Genomic DNA, 20,568 nt, shown 5'->3' with positions numbered 1-20,568 from the left:
ATCAAGTTTTCGTATTCAATACGCGTACTTTTTTTTCTGTTCTTGATTCTTTTTCTATGTTATAATTAATTTAATAAAATTAGATGGGGTATGAGACGAATGCTGGAACGTTTATCTGAATTAAGAAAAAATCAAAGATGGTCCTTACAAGAGACAGCAGATCGACTTGGGATTGCGAAAAGCACCTATGCTGGTTATGAAAATGGTTATAGATTACCTTCATTACAATCTTTATCTAAAATAGCAGATTTATTTGATACGTCTGTAGATTATATATTAGGTCGAATTGAACATTCACATCAAAACAAAGATGTAATTGATATTACAAGACTCCTAAACGATCCAGATTCAACACTTTTAATAGATGGAGAAGTACTTTCAACAGAAGAGATAATTGATTTTATTGCTTTTGTGAGAAGTAAACGAGAACTAAGTTCCAAGAGAATAGAAAATATTGAATCAACATTTGAAAATTGATTAACTAAAGAACGAAGACACTGCACTCTTTAAACTTAGAAATACTTAGATAATTAATTTGTAAACGGTTTATATAGGATTAGCTTGGGGAATATTATTAATCCGAATTCATTTTATCAACTTCATATTTATAAATTACATTTTATTATTTTACATATGAAAAATATTCTTCCCCAAAAACTTCCATGCCAAGAAAAATCGCGGAACTACACTGATTGATCTAGTACTTCTCTCCATGCAGTTCATGCTGGCAGCACGTGCACATATGTATAATCCAAATCCAATCAGAGGACATGACAAGGAAAATAGCAATGCATTCTTTCGTTTGGAAAAAGAGCGCTATGCATCAGTTCTACTTCTATCTTTTGATATAGTAGCCGACGAAGGATATGCTTCATATCTTCTCCCTGTTGATAGAATTGCAAAATGGAAATAGTATAAAATTTATATTAAGGATTAAAGGAGACAGAATAGCATGGAAATAATCGCAGCTCTTTTAGTAGGAATCGTAGCATTAGAGCATTTATTTATCATGATTCTCGAAATGTTTTTTATTAATTCAAAAGTAGCACAACGCGCTTTCAAATTGCCGAAGCATTTAGAAGGAGATCGAAACGTAGCCATTATGTTTGCAAATCAAGGTTTATATAATGGGTTCTTAGCAGCTGGCCTCATTTGGGGGCTTATACTTGGAAACAATCCCATTGGTTATATGATTCAATTATTTTTCATCATTTGTGTGGTGGTAGCAGCTATTTTCGGAGGTTTCACATCCAATAAATCAATTATCGTGAAACAAGGACTCCCCGCTATTTTAGCGCTGCTTGCCCTTTTATCTGTCATATAGAACCAAAGCTTTTCAATAAAAGAACTCATTTTTGAAAAAATCGCTATTCTTTCTGTAGATTCATAGGAAAGGATGGCGTTTTTGTATGTCTATTTCTGTATCGAAAGAATTTGAAAGTATAACAGATTTCAAACAAGAATTAGCAAAGTATATAGAGTGCTATAAGCATGAAAGAATCAAGGGAAAATTAAAAGGTATGAACCCAGCATTGTACTAGGCTCATATCCCAGAGGCTATCTAATAAACCGACTCCTCTAACTTTCGGGGGCACAGTCTAGTTGAAGTGCTAAAAGCAACGAATTTACTATTTTAAATTTAAGTGTTTAACCTTGAAGTACTTAAATTCTTTTTTCCAGATAAAGCATACATTATATCTTGATGTTTTATTGTCCTCTTATAATTATGTGGTATCGGGAATTTATTTCGGTGTTCTTTTATTATAATTAAAGTTTGAAGTTCTATGCTCAATACTTTTGCGAGGACATGATAGTTATATCCATTGTTTAACAGAGAAATTATGTCATAAAACATAGTTTTTCCACCCACTAATTTTACTAATCTATTCTTTAACTCATCCCTTTTTTCTTTAGCTTCATCAATTTCTAACAACATAGATTTTTTATTTGTTTGCTTAATATATTGATTATATAACTCTGGGAATTCTTTTTGGACTTCTTTGTTTAATACTGGTTTATATTTAATCATATAAGTAACTTGTAACAATGAGCGTTTTAACAAACTATCTTCAATGAGATACGCTACTTTATTAAATAAATGTACATATTCCTTAATATTGGAATAACTATTAAAATGAGCTAACACTCTACTTTTTATACTAAAAGCCTTGCCTACATAAATAATATTGTCATTATAATCTTTAATGAAATAAATACCACTGTCAGATTTTTTCAATTCATTATCCAGTTCTTCTAGACTCATAAAATGCAATTCACTCATACTTCTCCCTCTCCTTAGCAGTTTTAAATCGTAAAAAACAAGCAAGGTTTCTAAAAAAGTACTTAGCTGCCCTAGCATCTCTTATTTTATCTCTTGCTAAATTTCAAAAAACTGTTTCTATGTTACTCAACTATCAATATGATTATTAATAAAATTTTCGATCGTTATTATCTCGCAATTTTATCATGTAATTTCGAGATCGTTTCCTCATTTAAATTACTGTGTTTTATTGAGTAAAGGAAATATATTACTACCCCAATAGTAATCCAAATACTAAAGTACACCCATGTCCTTAACGGTAAATTTAGCATTAAAAACACACAACATACAATTGAAACGCTTGGTAATACAGGTACAAAAGGTACCATAAATCCACGTTTTAAATTTGGGTGTGATTTACGGAGGATAATAACTGATAGACAAACTAACGCAAACGTCACCAAACTACCGATATTAACTAAATTAACTAATTCTTTCAAGTCAATAAACCCAGCTATTATAGAGCTCCCTATTCCTGCCAATCCAGTTATAAAAGTGGGTGCTCCAGTTTTCTTATTAACTTTCGCAAATGATTTCGGTAACAATCCATCACGACTCATTGCAAAGAATACTCGTGTTGCCGCATACATATTGGAAAAAATAACAGCCATAAGGCCAATTACAGCACCTGCAGCAATTGCACCAGCGACTTTTCCTTGTCCTACAACTTCCATTACATAAGCCATCGCCTCAGGAACATTTAATTCTTTATACGAAACCATTCCTGTCATAACAAGACATACCATAACATAAATAATTGTACATATGATTAATGATGCGATAATACCGATGGGAAGATTACGTTTCGGATCTTTTACTTCTTCTGCTGAAGTTGCTAATATATCAAAACCCGTAAAAGCAAATAAAATAGCTGCTCCACCCGTAAAAACTCCACTTAAGCCGTATGGTGCAATTGGCACCCAGTTCATTGGTTTTACATAGAATATACCAACTGTAATAAACAACAAAATCATTCCAATTTTAATCAATACCATTATATTATTGATTCGTTTACTTTCCCTCGTACCACGGGATAACATCCATGCTAATATCAATGTAATGATTACTGCTGGTAGATTCACAATACCACCATGTGAAGGAATCGTTACTAGAGCTTTAGGTATCTCTAATCCAAATCCTTTTATTAAATTGTGGAAATAGCCTGTCCATCCAGCAGCGACAGCCGCTGTTGCCACAATATATATTAACAGTAAAGACCAACCTACTAGATGAGCAACAAACTCACCAATTGTTGCATATGAGTACGTATATACACTACCAGATGCCGGGAGCGCAGAAGAAATTTCTGCGTAACATAATGCTATAAATCCACATATAATTGCTGCAAGTACAAATGAAAAAATAACTGCTGGACCAGCATCTCTTGCTGCTACTAATCCAGTTAACACAAGAACTCCCGTTCCAATTATCGAGCCTACCCCTAACATAATTAAATCAAATGCTCCTAATGTTTTCGTTAAGGTCTTGCTTTGATTATGCTCTAACAATTGTGTAACGGATTTCTTTTTTAGTAAATTACTCATATTTTCTGTATCCCCTTTAAAATAAGGTTTGTTCTTCTCGTTAGTGTTGTATATAAATTTACTTAGTTATTAACTAGCCTCATAATATTTCTTTTACATTAAATAGATTTGAAATATTATATAAATTCGCTTCTCACTTACCAGTTAAACTAGACATTTCCATAGATTTTTGCGTACAACGTTTCATAGCTGAAATGATAGCTGTTCTTAAACCTTTTTCTTCTAGCGTTACTACAGCTTCTATCGTCGTTCCACCTGGAGAACAAACCATATCCTTCAATTCACCTGGATGTATTCCTGTTTCCAATACCATTTTTGCAGAACCTAATACAGCCTGAGCCGCAAATTTATAAGCTTGTTTTCTCGGCATACCGCCAAGTACAGCAGCATCTGCCATGGCTTCTATAAACATATACACATATGCTGGAGAAGAACCACTAATAGATGTAACAACATCCATTAGTTTTTCATTTACGACCTCCGTCTGGCCGAAAATATTAAATATGTTCAGTACCTCTTTTATATCTTTTTCTGTAACAATTTCATTAAAACATAACGCAGACATTCCTTCTCCAACAAGTACCGGTGTATTAGGCATTACTCTAACAACTTTTAACTTTCTACCAAATTCATTCTCAGTGCTCTTAATACTTTTTCCTGCAGCAATAGTTACAACGATTACATCATTTTTTATTTGATCTTTTATTTGGTTAATTACCGATGAGTATAAATCTGGTTTGATTGATAAAATTAAAATGTCAGCACTGTTAGCGACTTCATTGTTGTTAGTAGTTATAGTTATGCCATATTCATTACTAGCATTTTTTAAATTAATGACATTTAAATCTGAACAAATTATTTGATCTGGAGAAACTATATTTTTTTTAATCATCCCACCTATCATAGCAATACCCATGTTTCCACATCCGATGAATCCTATTTGTTTATTCATAATAATTTGCTCTTGCTCCTTCTACTCTAAATTTTATTGATTTTGAAATTATTATTCTAAATAAGGGCTATTACAATTACTAGGTTTATCAATAGAATTTAAAAATTCTCCTTCCTATATAGAGCTTACATATACCTCTAATAATTACTTATTTTCAAAAATCCCTTCTATGTTGCACTGCTTTCGCTTGCACTTCAAACTCCCTCCTATTCAACCTAGTAAAGGATATATAGCGATTCCTCTTTTTTTCCTAACGTTAAATAAAGCACCAATAGTAACTGTTGTTATCTACTTTATAGCGCAAAAGAAATGCATAGGATAAAGAGAAACTTTAATCAGTGGGGGTTTTGTTCATCCCCCACTGATTATTAGTTGAACCAATCGGGCTTTTACGGGCAGTCGATCCCCCACCTAACTTCTTTGCTTTCGCTAAATTTTGAGGTGGGGGTCTTACTGCCCGCCAAATAGCGGGATAAAATCATTTCTTTAATCTATAATAAGAAGGACATAAAAAAACAAAAAGTTACAAAAATTTTCGTAACTTTTTGTTTTTGTGTAAATATAAGGTCAATTGAGACGTCTCACCGTTTTAAACTTGATGCTCCATAATCTTGTATAGTTACATTTATATGATATTTAATCGGTACCTTACTAAATGTTTGATCCCAATCTTTTTTGACTTTCTCCCATGTTCTCGGGTGCTTAATTCTTAATTGGTTTCCAAAACCCGCAATATCGACTTGATATTCTTTTTGTATTTTTTTTGTAACATGATGTACTAAGTGCTTTACTTCTTTTTCAATAGCTTTTTCTTCTCTTTTTAAAAATTCATTTTCAAAATCCTTTCCTGATTGCATCCAATTTTCAGACAAACGCCCTTCTGATTCAATGTTTACATCAAAGGAAATATTATTTCCTTTAACATGTGGTATGATTTTGCTTTTTATTGACTTTATTTCGTATATAATGAGTTTCTTTGATTCTTTATCAAAAGTTTTTACCACACCACCATTCCTTTTTCCGTTTATCCATACTACGCCTTCCAATTCCTGCTCATTTAAAAAGCCCATCAACTTTTTTGTTTTCCCTTTAATTACAGCAGCTCCTGCAAATTTTGTTTCCCCATTTATCGAGATTACATTTTGCAAAAGAAAACTGGCCCCTGACCGCATCTTTCCTTCCAATTTAGCGAGCGATACAGGAGGTAAAATCCTTGTTGTTCTATTTCTATTATCTGCAATTCCAGACAAACGAAATGCTGGGATTTCTCCTTTTTTGTTTGATTCCAGTACCTCCTTCGCTAGACCCTTGCTAATTAAGATCATACAGCTAAGCCGAACTTCATTGTCACGGAGATACTGTTCAAGTAATTGTTCTAAACTGTATGTACGTACAAGACTATCACTAATAACAATGTTTTTTAAATGTGGGCTGAACATTGTGCTCTCTCTTTTCAATGAAAACTCACGCACAATTTGATGAATGGAATCACCGGTCTCAGAAACATTTATATAACGTTTTTGCTGTCCGTTCCCTTTACTTTGTGCTTGCGAACTAACAATTTGATAAGTAGCTGTTATAAGATTTCTTTTAGGATAACCTCCTTCCTCATCCTCTTTCTCAATTGTTGAATCCTTCCCTTTATCTAGTGCTATACCTGCAGTTAAACTCAACTCTTCTACTTCTTTGCTGCTCCAACACCCTGTTAAAAATAGAAGCAAAAGCGTCCCTAACAAAGCCAAATAGAAGCGCATATAATTAAATTTATTTTTCACACTACTCCTCCTTTTAATCGCGTAATAATAAGAAGAAGCAGTGGCAGTAAACCAAATAAAAATAATGCAACATTACCAAGCATATCCCCCAATTTAAGCAAGTCATTTATATTTTTCGAAGTCATAGCAATGATGTAAATGATTGGAATCAAAGCAAAAATAAACGGATGAATACTCTTTTTAAAGAGTTGCGCTAATCCTAATGCAGCTGCATAGTAACTAATCGTATAGGTAGCAAATATTTGCATAATCCATATTACAAGCAGTAAAGATTCAAAACGTTCAAATATCAAACCAGAAATTTCAAAACTGCGCATAAGGTCAATTGTCGGCCATGTTCTTGTTACAACCCCATCAATTGATAATGCACCAATGACCATTACAACAGTTATTACATAAAAGATTAACGGAATAGAAATTCCAACTAAAATAGCTTTTACTGCTTTCTTTCGTTGTTCCATAAATACCAAAAGAATTAACATAATTTCAGGACCTGTATATGCGAGAGACGTTGTTTTTATCCCATCTAACACTGGTTTAATTCCCAAACCTAATACGGGACGGAGATTATCTATCTCAAATATTCCGATACTCATAAAGGAAATGATTAAAAAAATAAAAACAGTAATAGGAAATATTATTTCAAACATCCGTGCAATTGAATTAATACCGCCCATAATCAAATAGAGACCTATCCACATAAAAGGCATAACAATAGCCCATGTGGGGGTTCCTTCTAGCAAAAAAAAGCTTATTACTTCTGCCATTGAACGAATTTGAAATGCTGAAGTTGTAAGAAAATACCCTATAATAAGAAAACTAAGCAATCTGCCTATCCATTTCCCTACAATATCTTGACTGTATTGGTAAAATGTTTTTTCTGGAAACTGCTGACTTAATTTGACCATAATTACTCCTGAAACCATTGCGAGTATCCCACCTAATATCACACTTAACCATACATCTGGTGTTTTCACTTTTTCCACAGATGCTCTGGGCAAAGTGAGAATTCCTGTCCCAAGTATGTAATTTACAATAATAACAACTGCTTGTGAAGTTGTTATTCGGTCTTTAGGTATAGTAATCACTGAAGGCCACTTCCTTTCGTCATCAGCTACCTTTTGCGGATAGTTTTTTTGGTATGCATTATTTTCGGTCGACGTCTCATTATTTTTAATGGCATGCGAACCATAAAATCTTTCCAGTCACTGAATCGATATGGAACAGCAGGGCTAGTATAAGGAACGCCAAAACTTTTCAGTTTCACTAAATGACTGCAAAGTAAAAGAAAGAAGAGAATAACTCCATACAATCCAAATATCGCAGCACAAAACATAGCTACAAAACGAAGAATGCGTAACGTAATTCCCACACTATATTGCGGAATAGTAAAAGAAGAAATAGCTGTTACCGCAACAACGATAACCATTATTGGACTAACAATTCCTGCTTCTACGGCAGCCTGACCAATTATTAAACCGCCCACAATTCCCATTGCCGGTCCAATCGGTTTAGGCAGACGTAAACCTGCTTCTCGTAAAACTTCGATAGCTACTTCCATAATTAACGCTTCTATTAAAGCGGGAAAAGGAACTCCTTCTCGCGATCCGATAATAGAAATAGCGAGCTTAGTGGGAATTAATCCTGGATGAAATGAAATGAAAGAAATATACAGTGCTGGAGCAAATAATGAAACAAAAGCTGTCATGAAGCGTAATAAGCGGAGAAGTGTACCAGGAAGCCACCTTTCATAATAATCTTCTGGTGATTGCAGTAGCATACTAAATGTAACTGGAGCAATTAAAACAAATGGTGTTCCATCTAACAAAATAGCTACTCGACCTTCCATCAAAGCACTAATAACACGATCAGGTCGTTCTGTATTTTGAATCTGCGGAAAAGGACTTAGATAATTATCTTCAATGAGTTGCTCTATATAACCAGATTCGAGTACACTGTCTATGTCAATTTTCTGAATTCTGTTTTTTATTTCATCCACCAATTCTGTACTAGCAAGATCGTTAATAAATGCGACAACTAGCTCTTTCTTTGCACGTTCTCCTACTGGTAGCTTTACTAATGATAAATTATCATCTGCACAATGCCTTCGCAAAAGTGAGGTATTATCACTTAATACTTCAGTAAAACCCACCCGTGGACCTCTGACTAATGCCTCCGATACTGGTTCTTCAATGTTTCGTTTATTTGCTTTTGTTGTACCAAGAATAAACACATCTGCTAAGCCATCAATTAAAAGAGCTGTCGAACCTATCAATACTTTGGGTATTAAATCTTTTATGTAATGGACTTCTGCTATTTCACTAATTGTAAGAACTTTATTTTTAATATATTCTTTTGAAACAGTCCCCTCCACATAAGAAGATTCATTTTTATATTCATCAGAAAAATCATCCATTAGTAATTTCATAATATGTTTGTCAATTATCTCTTTATCTGATAGACCATCAACAAAAATGATCCCAGCCTGAATGTCTGTGCGTCCAATATTAAACTTCCGAAAGCGAACATCAGAATTATGTCCGATTTGTTGCTTTATAAGTTCTAAGTTAGAGGCAAAATCATTTGTGAAATGAACGATTGCATTTTGAGAAGGTTTATGCTCTTGTTTCGTTTTACTTTGAATATTATTTTTTTTCACTTGTTTGTCTCTTGACTTCCACCAACTCATACTTCCCACTCTTTCTCTGACATACGAACCCAATGAAAAAATCTTGAGATAGTATACGGAATTAAAAACAAGATAAAAGCTTGTACAAAGACTTTCCAATCTGGAAGATAAGAAGTAATTATGTTCCACATTTTTATCACCCAATTTATATACTCTGCTAGGATTGAGATTTCTAAAAAACGATATGTACTTAATAAAAAATAACTATAAGATTAAAGAGCAGAAAAGCGAGACATTATGCTTATTGAGTACCAATAACCTAGTTAGTATAAAAACATTTCTGACCTAAAATACCATTTCCAATTATAATTTGTTAGATATTATCTCCTTTTCCCTTATTTATATGCCCACATTTTAATTTCAAATAATATAAGGATCAATGATATTTCCTCTTAAAGAAAAAAAGACGCTAGAAGATAGCATCTTTTTTTCAACTCAACTTACTATGTATTTATATTTTATTGTGGAAATACTCGTTTTTTTAAATGAATATTAATGTTTTAAAAAATAAAAAATACATATTCTTTTGTTCTAAGTTCATACACTTCTACCAAATCGATACGGAATTTTCTGATTTTAAATTCAATATGAAATAAAGGAAAATCCTCTCTTAGAAAAACTATATAAAACAAATAACATGAAAACAACTATCAATCTATTAATTGAAAGTAATAATGAGCAAGAGTTTATCATCTTAATTCCAAGTGTATTCGTTTTGCTTCAAAATAAAGAACTTGAATAAATTTTTTCGTATCAATACGAGCAGGTAATGTTGGTTCATTATTCAATTCTGTCATCTTTCTCCTTACGGTAGTAAAATCAAAAAATCTAGAAGCATAATTTTCGAACTTCGGGTTTAAAAAATCAGTAAGTCCAAGGGATGCTAAATGGTTTAATGATTGATAAATTGCTCTCCGAATCCGTTGTTTGGAAGCTTCTATGAACCTTTTTAATTCGGTATCTTCAGCTGAATCCCCAAGTTTTTTTTGAGCTAAATTCATAAAAATCTCTTTTAGTGAGGGAAAACCTTGTTCCAACGTGTTATCTTGTTCATATTTATATAAATAATCTAGCATATCCATTAAATCTTTACTTCCACTTTCACTGGCTATTCCTAATTCAGACAAAAGAAAATGAATGGAATTTTGAAAATGATTAAAAGTATTTAAATGTTTTTCATTACGGTATTTTTCTTGCACACTTGAATTACTATCCAATTTTAGTACCGTATTAAGCGATTCTTGAATGTTTTTTATCGATTTTTCCAAACGAATTCGTTCAATGACTTTCCGAACAACTGTTAATACTTCAATCCGGTTAATCGGCTTAATAATATAGTATTCAACGCCAAGCGAATAAGCTTCAGCAATTAATTCTTTTGATTCTACTTGAGAGACCATGATGATTTTCCCTTTAAACGAAGGTTTTATTTGACGAATTGTTTTTATTCCATCTTGAATCGGCATTAACAAATCGATAAATAAAATGTCTATATTTTTAAGGATTACCATTTGTTGCTCTAAAGATAAACCATCCTCAGCTTCTCCTATAACCTCCCCAAGATCTTCATCCTCGATAATTTGAGCCAACATTGAGCGAACCGCTTTTTCATCATCTACTATATAAAAATACATAGAATCACCCTTTCGAAATTATATGATCAATCCTTAATCTAATTATAAAAATTGATCCTTTTCCTCCGGTTCTGTCCTCAAGCGTAACATCACCTTCAAGTTGTTCGACCATTTCTTTAACATACGATAATCCGATACCTGTCGATGGATTGCCTAAATCATCATATTTAGAAGTAAACCCAGGCTCAAAAATTGAATCTTTATATTTTGAAGAAATACCGGGACCATTATCGCCTATTCGAAATTCAACAAAATGGTGGTCTTTATTAATGTCAATTGTGATGGTTCCCATACCTTGGATAGCTTCTACAGCGTTTGTAACGATATTATTTATAATAGATAAGATTGTGTAAATATGATAATGAGGATGCACACCATCAATTTTATACACAAATTGGATGTCTTTCTCTAGCAACCGTGCATATTTCGTATTTGCCCGTATAATGATATTTACTAGTTCATGTACAGACATATAATCTGTAAAACTTTCATCAGAAATTAGCTTTGAAAGTCCCGCAAAAATACGTTGGTTATCCTTTTTAACGTCATGGACCTCACCAGCAATTTGTAATGCCTGTTGCCTTAAATCCCCAAACTGAAAATCCATCTGTTTGTGCTCAAAAGAGTCTAAAGTTTTATATAAATCATAGGATTTTTTTGTTATATTCTCAGCATCTTGTAATGTTTTTTTTAAATGAACAGCATCTTCATATAAATTAGAGATGAGCATGAGCATGTGTTCATTTTGTTTCTTTATGTGTCTCTCCCTTGATTGCGCTTCATACAATTTCATCATATTGAAAAAGCTTAGAACTATAAAACTATGGGAACATGCGATAACAATGATCTCATTTATTGCCTCGGATGTGATCGATGTTTTTAATACGAAATATTGAATCATTAATTCCACACAGTCTGACAGTATTTCAATCATGCAACCAATAAAACCAATCATTAGTGGTTGATTATAAAAACGTTTGATTTTTGCTAAATGAAAGAGATACGAATAAGTAAAATAAAAGAAAAAACTAGGATAGTGAGTATGAAAAGCGGCTAGCCAATCCATATTTTCCTTTATAATGACATCCATTGAGATACGAAATACTACCACGACTATCGCTGTTAAAAAACCCGGTAAAAATGCTGGAACTCGTCGAAACAATAACAAAAAAAAGAAAAATGTTGGTGCACCAAAGCTCATTCTAAATGTTTCATTTAAAGGAAATGACTTTATCTCACCTACTAAGGGTACTGTAAGTATCATTAAAATGAGAATATAGATGTCTTTTTTTACTAAATTACTAAGATTCAAAATAATCACTTCTCACTTTCGCCTAACAGTCAGTATACAAACCTATTTGCATTAATACAATACTTACTCTATTTTTTTCAAAAACTGATAAATAAGATATAAACGAAAGCATTATAGATTGTGAGTATTCATTACACTCTTCTACTTTAGAAAGATACTTTATAACTTAAAAATGTTCAGACACAATATAAGGTCTGAACACTTTTGGACTCGCTCTAACACCAAAATATCTGTGCTCCTTTTTAAAATATACTTAAATCCCATTCTTTTGCAATATGTTCTAACAACATAATTCCTGGTAAACTATTCCCATACTCATCAATGGCTGGTCCGTAAATACCAATACCACATCCATCTTGGAACGATAAATCCTTCCTAGATTTTGAGGGAACAAGTGTCATAATTCCGCCGGATACCCCACTCTTAGCTGGTAATCCAATGAAAGCAGCAAATTTTCCAGAAGCATTGTACATTCCACAAGTAAGCATTAAAGCTTTTGTTAACCTAGCTACTTCTTTAGGGAGCACTTGTTCTTTGCGAATAGGATGATATCCATCATGTGCCAGTATAAGCCCTATTAAGGCAATATCTTCTGTATTTATTTCAATCGAACATTGTTTTAGGTAAACCTCTAGTGTCTCCTCCACATCTGATTCTAGAAAACCGTTCTCCTTTAAATAGTATGCTAATGCTCTATTACGATGAGCCGTTTCCCATTCTGATTGAAATACTATTTCATTAATAGCGGGACGCTTCTCTATCATTTTTTCAATTAATACGTATATAGATTCTAATTTTTCTTGCACCGATGTCCCTGGCAAAAGTGAAGCTATCGTAATCGCTCCAGCATTAATCATAGGATTAAAAGGTTTTCCTGGTTTGTGTATCTCTAAACGAATAATTGAATTAAAGGCATCTCCAGTTGGCTCTACGTCAACTCGTTCTAATACATAAGAAATACCGCGACTTAAACAAGCGGCTATAAAACCGATTACTTTTGATATACTTTGTAATGTGAAAGGTATCTCCCAATCTCCTGACTTTATCATTGTTCCATCTGGCTTTACTATACAAATACCTAACTGCGATACATTTATTTCCCCCAGAGCTGGAATATAACTGGCGCTTCGTCCCTTAGCTGCATACGTTCGATAATGAGCTACCCATTGATCTAAGCAAACTTTTTCTTGACCCTCAACTTGAACGCTAGAATCCTTTATCATGTAATCATATTCCCCCGTACTATTAACTTTATATAGAATGATTTTTTCTTTACTATAATCAATAATATTTGCACTAGAACCAAGAAAAATATTCAGACATATTGCAGTCTGAATATCCTTCTTATTACACACTTTTCTTTTTTGAAGTTTTCTCATAACTATCCCAACATTCAATATTTTCAAGCCCTTTAATGTTTTCTTTATAAAAAATAGGATCTTTACCAGCTTTTTTCTGGTTTATATAATCTTGTAACGCCGCAAATGCTACTTTTGAAAGTAAGGTAATAGCAATTAAATTAATAATAACCATAAAGCCCATAAATAAGTCCGCTAAATCCCATACAATTTGAATCTTTGCAACAGAACCAAATACAATCATAGCCAACACACTTATTCTGTATATCATTAACCACACTTTACTTGTATGTAAAAAGCGAATATTTGTTTCACCATAATAATAGTTGCCAATTAACGCACCAAATCCAAATAAAAAAACAAAGATAGCAAGACAACCGGATGCCCAAGAACCGATGTGTTCACTTAATGCTGCTTGTGTAAGTGCAATACCATTTAACCCCGGTTGTTTATATGCATCAGACAGCAAAATAATAAAGGCAGTGCTAGTACAAATGATCAGTGTATCCGTTAATACACCAAATGCTTGAATCAGTCCTTGTTTCACTGGATGACTTGTTGTTGCTGTTGCGGCAACGTTTGGTGCACTTCCCATACCAGCTTCATTTGAAAATAAACCACGTTTAACTCCATTCATAAGTGCTGCACCAATTGAACCGCCTGCTATTTGTTTAAAACCAAATGCGTTTTGAACAATAAGAGAAAGCACTTCCGGCATTTTTGATATGTTGGTAACTACAACAAATAATGCAACTCCAATGTATAATACCGCTAAAAATACCACCTTGTATTCAGCCATTTTTGCAATACGTTGTACACCACCAAAGATAATTGCAGCGAAAGCAATGGCCATGATTATCCCAACTGTTAGACGATCTGTACCAAATGAGTTTTGAAAAGCAATTGTAACTGTATTTGATTGTACTGAATTGAATACAAGACCAAAAGTAATTGTGATTAAAATAGAGAATAATACTCCCATCCAACGTTTATTTAACCCTTTTTCCATATAATAGGATGGACCACCGCGGAAACCAGTTTTATCTTTTACTTTATATATTTGTGCTAATGTGCTTTCGACAAAACTGGATGCCGAGCTAATAATAGAAATAATCCACATCCAAAATACAGCTCCAGGACCACCTAATGCAATTGCAATCGCAATTCCTGTGATATTCCCTGTTCCAACGCGGGCTGCCATACCAATACAAAACGCTTGAAAAGGAGAGATTTGATCTTTAGAACCACTTTTCCCCTCCATTAATACACGGACCATCTCTTTTAACATTCGAAACTGTACAAAATTCAATTTAAATGTAAAATAAATTCCGCAAATAACAAGCATAATAATTAACAATTTAGACCATAAAAAATCATTTGTTGATCCGACTAACTCTACAAAAAACCTTTCCATATCATCACTCCATGTCAAAATTTATCTATCATAATCTATATAAAATCACCTATATTCCCTGGCATAAATACCTCATTCATATTCAAATACAACAAGGATAAAAATTTTCTATATGAATCGGATTGACCTGTTTAAGCAAACATCACAACATGTAACCGTAAAACTGAAATTTTGAAGTACTTAACGCTTATACAAACGGATGCTCTACCCCTTTCTGTAAAACTAATATTTTTATCCACTAACATTGTTGTACTATTATGTTTGTTTCGTTTACCGGTGATTTAAATCATAATAATCAATAGTGATTAAGTGGTTTTTTGTTAATTTTCTCAAGAACATGGAAATATCTCCTTTCTCACTACTAATCTCAAAAATAGGCTAGGTAAAAACTTCACGAAAAATCTATAAAGCGCTTTCACTCTTCAACTAAGAGAACCTTGTCTTTAATTTATAATTAAAAGTACAGAATGTTACGAAAAAATACAGGTTTTTATAAAAACAAAAAAATATTTTAAGTTTTTTTATCTAAAAAACACTGAGATTTTGTGAATTTTATACAGTATCCAAACGTCGCAGATTCGATTCTACCTAATCTTTGACAAGCCTCTATTTTCTTCATAAAAACATGCATACTTTTTCTCTTTTAGAACTTCATATAAAGTATTTGAAATCAAGAATCAATGAAATATTGTAAGAATATTAAAAAAATAAAACATTTAATTTATTTATGGTATCATACAAAAAACATTTGTTTTATCAGTTAATCCCCCTAGTGGAATTCATCTATATTGCACATATTTACAACATTAAAGACACTAATTTTTTTGGAGGGATGAAACATTACAAAACTCTTATTTAGGACCTTATGACATCCTCTTTTCTAACAATATTGAGTTATCCCCAAAAACGTATATTTACTAACATAGATTACAGGTGGTGTATTGTGAAAGAAATAGTATTCGTTCAAAATAAAAAAAGACTCCTTATGAAATTCGAATTTTTAAAAAAGGATTTAGTACTTACCATTTCACTGATACTAGCAATTGTAAGCTGCTTAATACATTCACCAAAGATCGAATATATTAACTTTGAAGTGTTAATTAGCTTATCTAATCTAATGGTGGCCATTAAGGCCTTTGAACAGCTAAAGATATTAGATAAACTTGCCGTTGCGATTTTAAATACATGCAATAACAGCAGGTCAATATCTATTATTCTAATTTTGTTATGCTTTATTTGCTCCATGTTTGTAACAAATGATGTTGCTCTCCTCACTTTTGTACCAATAACACTTGTCATTAGTAAAAAAACACAAATGAACATGATGGATACAATCATCCTGCAGACAATTGCGGCAAACATCGGTAGTAGCTTGATGCCTATGGGAAACCCACAAAATTTATACCTATATTCTTACTATGGAATTAAGCTCATCCCATTTTTAGGTTCAATCCTGCTTTTAGCTGTACTTGGAATTAGTTTGTTATTTATATTTACTCAAAAACTTCAAAAAACAGATTTGAAAATAGAACTACCTGTTATTACCGTGAAAAATCGAAAAAAAGCTACCGTCTGGATTTTGATACTTATCACTATCATTGCATCTATTTTTGGTGTTATTAATTATTACATTGCGCTAATAGTCACATTGATGGCAGCATTTACGTTAGATAGAAACTTACTATTTAAGATCGATTACTTTCTTCTAATAACCTTTGTCTGTTTTTTTATTTTTATCGGAAACATTTCCCATTCGGATGCGCTGGAGACATTTGCTCGCGCTAATTTAAGAGGAGATACTTCAGTCTTCTTTAGTTCCATATTTTTGAGTCAATTGATTAGCAATTTTCCTACTTCAATTCTTCTATCAAACTTTACTTCTGATTGGAAAGCTTTATTACTAGGAGTAAATATTGGAGGGCTCGGAACCATTATCGCATCTTTAGCCAGTGTAATCTCCTATAAACTATTCATTCAGGCCAATGTTAAAGAGAGTAAGGCGTATTTAATTAAATTTAGCATTTACAATTTTTCATTTTTAATCATACTTACATGTATACAATACTTTATCTTTAAATTTCTATAATTTTAAAAAAGCGATTACTACTAGAATAATAAAACCAAAAATTTCTCAACATTAAATTGAGAAATTTTTGGTTTTAAAGTACATAGTACTTACAATTAGCATTATATGCAAGATCCACCACTTGCATCAATTAACTCACCAGTTATCCAACGACTATCTGATGATGAAAGAAAACCTCACCTTCAGGTAAAGTCAACTTAAACTAAAGTCACTTCATATATTTTACTTAAAATTCCATCAATACCTACCTTTGAACAGTTAGTTTAAAATGCCCTGCCTCTATTCAAAGATATTTCAGCAGTGCCTGTATTCTTTATCTTTAATATTTTTGTTTCTTAGCCATGAGTATACTTAGAAAACCTCTAAAAACTAGTTAATAATCTTTTAGAATCTAACTTTCCTATAATACTCTTTGCTATTTCTTCAATATTTTCATTTAGAAAGAAATGACTACCTTCAAAAGAATGAAAAGTACACGTTTTACTTGTATATTTCTTCCATTTTATTACTTGATCGTATGTAGTAAATTCATCATCTTTCCCATTAAATATAAGAAAATCAATATCACATGGTTGTATATTATTATCATGAATATATGTCTCGACAATCTTAAAATCTGCTCTTAAAATAGGGAGAAAAATCTCCATTAATTCTTCTGATTGAAGTACCCCAGATGGTGTACCTCCCATTGCAATAACTTCTCTTCACTAATGCACTCATAACAAGAATTGAATAATATAGCATTAATACTTCTGCACCTACTATCTATTTTATTTATTGGACATTTATAATTCAAAAAATTACACATTATTCACAATTAGGATACATACCCAAAATATGATTTGAACATGTTATTATATTTTAAGATAATATAAAATCAGTTTTTCTATAAGAGAACTTAATCTTTATGTAGTACGAAATTGTTAGTAATACAGTATATATTTTAATTTAGTTATAAAAGCGTTTAAAGACCACCTATTTCGATAAGTGATCTTTCTTTGTGATTCTGCATTTGTGCACTACTGTAGAAATATATCGTAGATACGCTTTGTTTGCTAAATTTTTAGTTCTTTCCATTTACTAAAAAACATAGCTTCATACAATTAATATTATATTCGTTAAATTGCAAACTATTATTTTGTCTTCTGTACAGGCAAACTACTAAAAATCAATTCAGCAACTTTTACATATCCTTTTGAGTTTGGATGAATGAAATCCGTAGACCAAAGCGTATTGTCATTAACTAAATGATGATTCCAAAAGTCAACATGATGAAGCTTATACTCTCTACTCAGTGAAAGTATAACTTCATTTGCCTCTAATAATTGTTCTTTTAATACTTGTTTTTTTTCAGAAGGAAATGGAAGCCTAACAGTAAAATCTGGAAGGTTTGCTATCATAATATCAGCACCTGTTTTACTTAATGTATCTATCATAAATTCCATATCGTTCTTATATGCATCATGATTCCAACGTCCTTTTAGAACATCATTTGCACCTGCAATGAGACTAACCAACTCTGGATTAAAAGTTAATGCCTTTTCCAATTGCTGTGAGCGAATTTCTTTAGTTACTAACCCACGCTTTGCAAAATTAGCATATTCTATATCGTTTACACACAGTTGAACAAAATGATCTACCCAGCTTTTTAATGCAATTCCCTCAACTTCATCCCCTATCCCCTCTGTAAAACTATCACCAATTGCTACAAATCGCTTCCACATATGTATTCCCCCTTTATTATTAACCATATCTATACTATACAATAGCTCACACCGTAATTGTTATTTCTAAGTGGTTTTCAATTTCAATTATATTCCACTTTACTATATTTACATTTAGAATCCAAATATGACCGATTCCTAAGTATACTTAGGAATCGGTCATATTCATATATTTACTAAAGAAATAAAATCTCTCCAGGAATTATATTTTTTTCAAAAAATTTGTTGTTCTTTGTTTTGCCCAGTTGATACATTTCTTTTCGATTAAATAATACGAAACTATAGAAAAAAGTAGTGTCATTGCAATGCACAAAGTAAGAAGGAAAAAGATAGGTATCTTTGTATACAAAAGTTTAAATAGTACCATCATGATTGGAAAATGACACAAATAGATACTGTATGAAATTTCTCCTAAATATACAAATACACTCTTATTTAAAAATGCTTTTACTTTTAGGTTACTCATAGCCATTATAATAAATATACTAACCCCCATTACGACACCCCAATCTTTTAATAAGAAAGTAGTATCATTACGGGAAAGACCATAAATTAAAATGGAATATAAATATAGAATAATCCCTAATGCAATAAGAAATCCTTTTTTAAATTTTTTCATATTCCTATATGAGTAGATAAGTTTTTCCTGATACTTAAAAAGTAACATTCCAACCATAAACATAGATGTAAAATGCAGTGTGTCAGCATAACCATTATAAAATCCTTCAGCTTTCCCAATATGCAACATATTAAGAAAAACACTAATTAAAGAAAAGCTCAAAGCAAATAGTATCGTTTTCTTCCAATTCAGTTTATAGAAAAGAAGGAATAACAAAGGAAATACAATAGATATACGCATTTCTTGAGTCAATGACCAAATAACTGGATTATAATTTTCCGTAAAAAAGTTATTAAGAAGCACAAAGTGGTTTAGAATATCTAATTTTGTTATAGACCCTTGCCATCTATCATAGAACCAATCCCGTAGCCCTACCACTTCATACGGCGAAAATAAAATAAATAAAGCAAAGGTAACGATTATCCAAAAATAATAAGGAATATAGATTCTTACAAATCTCTTAATTAAATATCCCCAATAATTTGTTTTTGAATGATAAAGTGCCATAGATAACACAAAACCACTTAGTACATAAAAAACGATTACAGCTTCTCCGCCCGCCCATAAAAACCTAAGCGGGGAAAATTTAATAGAATTAGGTAACGATGGTAGCATTAAACAAAAATGTCCAAATACCACTGTAAGTGCCGCTAACCCTCGTATGGAATCTAATTCTTTTATTCTCTTACTCATAAAATGTTCTCCTTGTAAATTATAAATTTTGCTGTTAATAAAGGCCACTATACTAGTGTAGTGAGAGAATCGTACATATTGTTTATTTAAATTCCTAATATAAGCGGTATAAACTCAATCTATGCATCTATTTTCTAGCCTCCATTTCTTTATATAATTAATTTAAAATAAAATAATTAATACAAAGAAAAGATTTTATTAAATTTTTATAAAACTTAATATCAGAAATAAGTTACCAAATATTTTTTGATTGTCACATGATGGAATAATGAATGGTTTTTCATCATGTAACTTTATTAAACGAATCCCGCACCAAAATCCTTTGAATCGAAATATTCATAATAAACGCCATCCTTTCTGTATATTTCTACATGGTCTGGCCCCATTTGGTGAGACAAAGAAAAAACACCTAGATAACATGTTTCCTATAAGCTATAGGTGACATATT

The 20,568-nt window shown here is 32.0% G+C and carries 15 protein-coding genes and 4 pseudogenes; 5 read left to right on the top strand and 14 right to left on the bottom strand.

Going from position 1 to position 20,568, the window contains the following annotated elements; translation table 11 throughout:
• Nucleotides 1-99 precede the first annotated feature (99 nt).
• From ansR to JDS81_RS18895, 4 genes and pseudogenes are all read left to right on the top strand, one after another.
• Nucleotides 100-477: an HTH-type transcriptional regulator AnsR gene (gene ansR / locus JDS81_RS18905; protein WP_000893561.1), complete on the top strand. Its 378-nt coding sequence runs from the start codon at nucleotides 100-102 to the stop codon at nucleotides 475-477.
• Nucleotides 478-664: 187 nt separating this feature from the next.
• Nucleotides 665-913, top strand: a pseudogene (locus JDS81_RS30955) (nitroreductase family protein); the annotation flags it as partial.
• Nucleotides 914-952: 39 nt separating this feature from the next.
• The gene (locus JDS81_RS18900) at nucleotides 953-1,324 is read left to right on the top strand and encodes a DUF1304 domain-containing protein (RefSeq protein ID WP_000402496.1); all 372 of its coding nucleotides are present in this window, start codon (nucleotides 953-955) and stop codon (nucleotides 1,322-1,324) included.
• Between the two features lie 103 nt (nucleotides 1,325-1,427).
• A pseudogene (locus JDS81_RS18895) lies at nucleotides 1,428-1,541 on the top strand (IS3 family transposase); the annotation flags it as partial.
• 98 nt (nucleotides 1,542-1,639) lie between these two features.
• Here the strand turns inward: JDS81_RS18895 and JDS81_RS18890 are convergent.
• From JDS81_RS18890 to JDS81_RS18845, 10 genes are all read right to left on the bottom strand, one after another.
• Nucleotides 1,640-2,281: a GIY-YIG nuclease family protein gene (locus tag JDS81_RS18890; protein WP_001292182.1), complete on the bottom strand. Its 642-nt coding sequence runs from the start codon at nucleotides 2,279-2,281 to the stop codon at nucleotides 1,640-1,642.
• Between the two features lie 167 nt (nucleotides 2,282-2,448).
• Nucleotides 2,449-3,864, bottom strand: coding sequence for an amino acid permease (locus JDS81_RS18885; RefSeq protein ID WP_000067438.1), 1,416 nt, complete (start codon nucleotides 3,862-3,864; stop codon nucleotides 2,449-2,451).
• A gap of 133 nt (nucleotides 3,865-3,997) precedes the next feature.
• Nucleotides 3,998-4,816, bottom strand: a complete 819-nt coding sequence (gene proC, locus JDS81_RS18880; protein ID WP_097955050.1) for a pyrroline-5-carboxylate reductase — start codon at nucleotides 4,814-4,816, stop codon at nucleotides 3,998-4,000.
• 581 nt (nucleotides 4,817-5,397) lie between these two features.
• Entirely contained in the window at nucleotides 5,398-6,591 is a 1,194-nt protein-coding gene (locus JDS81_RS18875) for a Ger(x)C family spore germination protein (RefSeq protein ID WP_097955052.1), read from the bottom strand.
• Nucleotides 6,588-7,679 (bottom strand): spore germination protein, encoded by a 1,092-nt coding sequence (locus JDS81_RS18870; RefSeq protein ID WP_000628607.1) that lies wholly within the window; start codon nucleotides 7,677-7,679, stop codon nucleotides 6,588-6,590. Before JDS81_RS18870 ends, JDS81_RS18875 begins: the two co-directional genes overlap by 4 nt.
• A 26-nt stretch (nucleotides 7,680-7,705) precedes the next feature.
• Nucleotides 7,706-9,280, bottom strand: a complete 1,575-nt coding sequence (locus tag JDS81_RS18865; protein ID WP_142316357.1) for a spore germination protein — start codon at nucleotides 9,278-9,280, stop codon at nucleotides 7,706-7,708.
• Between the two features lie 689 nt (nucleotides 9,281-9,969).
• Nucleotides 9,970-10,914 carry a response regulator gene (locus JDS81_RS18860; RefSeq protein WP_097955055.1) on the bottom strand — a complete coding sequence of 315 codons (945 nt, stop codon included), beginning with the start codon at nucleotides 10,912-10,914 and terminating at the stop codon, nucleotides 9,970-9,972.
• 4 nt (nucleotides 10,915-10,918) lie between these two features.
• Nucleotides 10,919-12,235: a sensor histidine kinase gene (locus JDS81_RS18855; protein WP_097955057.1), complete on the bottom strand. Its 1,317-nt coding sequence runs from the start codon at nucleotides 12,233-12,235 to the stop codon at nucleotides 10,919-10,921.
• Nucleotides 12,236-12,468: 233 nt separating this feature from the next.
• Nucleotides 12,469-13,449 carry a glutaminase GlsA gene (glsA, locus tag JDS81_RS18850; RefSeq protein ID WP_000588653.1) on the bottom strand — a complete coding sequence of 327 codons (981 nt, stop codon included), beginning with the start codon at nucleotides 13,447-13,449 and terminating at the stop codon, nucleotides 12,469-12,471.
• 124 nt (nucleotides 13,450-13,573) lie between these two features.
• A complete protein-coding gene (locus tag JDS81_RS18845; protein ID WP_000439287.1) occupies nucleotides 13,574-14,998 on the bottom strand; it encodes an alanine/glycine:cation symporter family protein in 1,425 nt (474 codons plus the stop codon).
• A gap of 943 nt (nucleotides 14,999-15,941) precedes the next feature.
• Here JDS81_RS18845 and JDS81_RS18840 point away from each other — a divergent pair.
• A complete protein-coding gene (locus JDS81_RS18840; protein ID WP_097955058.1) occupies nucleotides 15,942-17,084 on the top strand; it encodes an anion transporter in 1,143 nt (380 codons plus the stop codon).
• Nucleotides 17,085-17,185: 101 nt separating this feature from the next.
• Here JDS81_RS18840 and JDS81_RS30950 read toward each other — a convergent pair.
• The 4 genes and pseudogenes from JDS81_RS30950 to JDS81_RS18825 all read right to left on the bottom strand — a co-directional run.
• Nucleotides 17,186-17,260: pseudogene (locus JDS81_RS30950) on the bottom strand (short-chain dehydrogenase); the annotation flags it as partial.
• Nucleotides 17,261-17,446: 186 nt separating this feature from the next.
• Nucleotides 17,447-17,788: pseudogene (locus JDS81_RS18835) on the bottom strand (thioesterase II family protein); the annotation flags it as partial.
• Between the two features lie 429 nt (nucleotides 17,789-18,217).
• Nucleotides 18,218-18,835, bottom strand: coding sequence for an SGNH/GDSL hydrolase family protein (locus JDS81_RS18830; RefSeq protein ID WP_141499556.1), 618 nt, complete (start codon nucleotides 18,833-18,835; stop codon nucleotides 18,218-18,220).
• A gap of 175 nt (nucleotides 18,836-19,010) precedes the next feature.
• The gene (locus tag JDS81_RS18825) at nucleotides 19,011-20,120 is read right to left on the bottom strand and encodes an acyltransferase family protein (RefSeq protein ID WP_097955061.1); all 1,110 of its coding nucleotides are present in this window, start codon (nucleotides 20,118-20,120) and stop codon (nucleotides 19,011-19,013) included.
• Nucleotides 20,121-20,568 lie beyond the last annotated feature (448 nt).

The sequence above is a fragment of the Bacillus cereus group sp. N31 genome (assembly GCF_016483245.1).
Lineage (GTDB): Bacteria > Bacillota > Bacilli > Bacillales > Bacillaceae_G > Bacillus_A > Bacillus_A toyonensis.
This window is presented reverse-complemented; position numbering and strand designations above follow the sequence as displayed.

Bases quoted from the DNA above. Each gene is read 5' to 3' on its own strand.
- ansR (WP_000893561.1), top strand. From the start codon at position 100: ATGCTGGAACGTTTATCTGAATTAAGAAAAAATCAAAGATGGTCCTTA.
- JDS81_RS18900 (WP_000402496.1), top strand. From the start codon at position 953: ATGGAAATAATCGCAGCTCTTTTAGTAGGAATCGTAGCATTAGAGCAT.
- JDS81_RS18890 (WP_001292182.1), bottom strand. From the start codon at position 2,281: ATGAGTGAATTGCATTTTATGAGTCTAGAAGAACTGGATAATGAATTG.
- JDS81_RS18885 (WP_000067438.1), bottom strand. From the start codon at position 3,864: ATGAGTAATTTACTAAAAAAGAAATCCGTTACACAATTGTTAGAGCAT.
- proC (WP_097955050.1), bottom strand. From the start codon at position 4,816: ATGAATAAACAAATAGGATTCATCGGATGTGGAAACATGGGTATTGCT.
- JDS81_RS18865 (WP_142316357.1), bottom strand. From the start codon at position 9,280: ATGAGTTGGTGGAAGTCAAGAGACAAACAAGTGAAAAAAAATAATATT.
- JDS81_RS18860 (WP_097955055.1), bottom strand. From the start codon at position 10,914: ATGTATTTTTATATAGTAGATGATGAAAAAGCGGTTCGCTCAATGTTG.
- glsA (WP_000588653.1), bottom strand. From the start codon at position 13,449: ATGATAAAGGATTCTAGCGTTCAAGTTGAGGGTCAAGAAAAAGTTTGC.
- JDS81_RS18845 (WP_000439287.1), bottom strand. From the start codon at position 14,998: ATGGAAAGGTTTTTTGTAGAGTTAGTCGGATCAACAAATGATTTTTTA.
- JDS81_RS18830 (WP_141499556.1), bottom strand. From the start codon at position 18,835: ATGGTTAATAATAAAGGGGGAATACATATGTGGAAGCGATTTGTAGCA.
- JDS81_RS18825 (WP_097955061.1), bottom strand. From the start codon at position 20,120: ATGAGTAAGAGAATAAAAGAATTAGATTCCATACGAGGGTTAGCGGCA.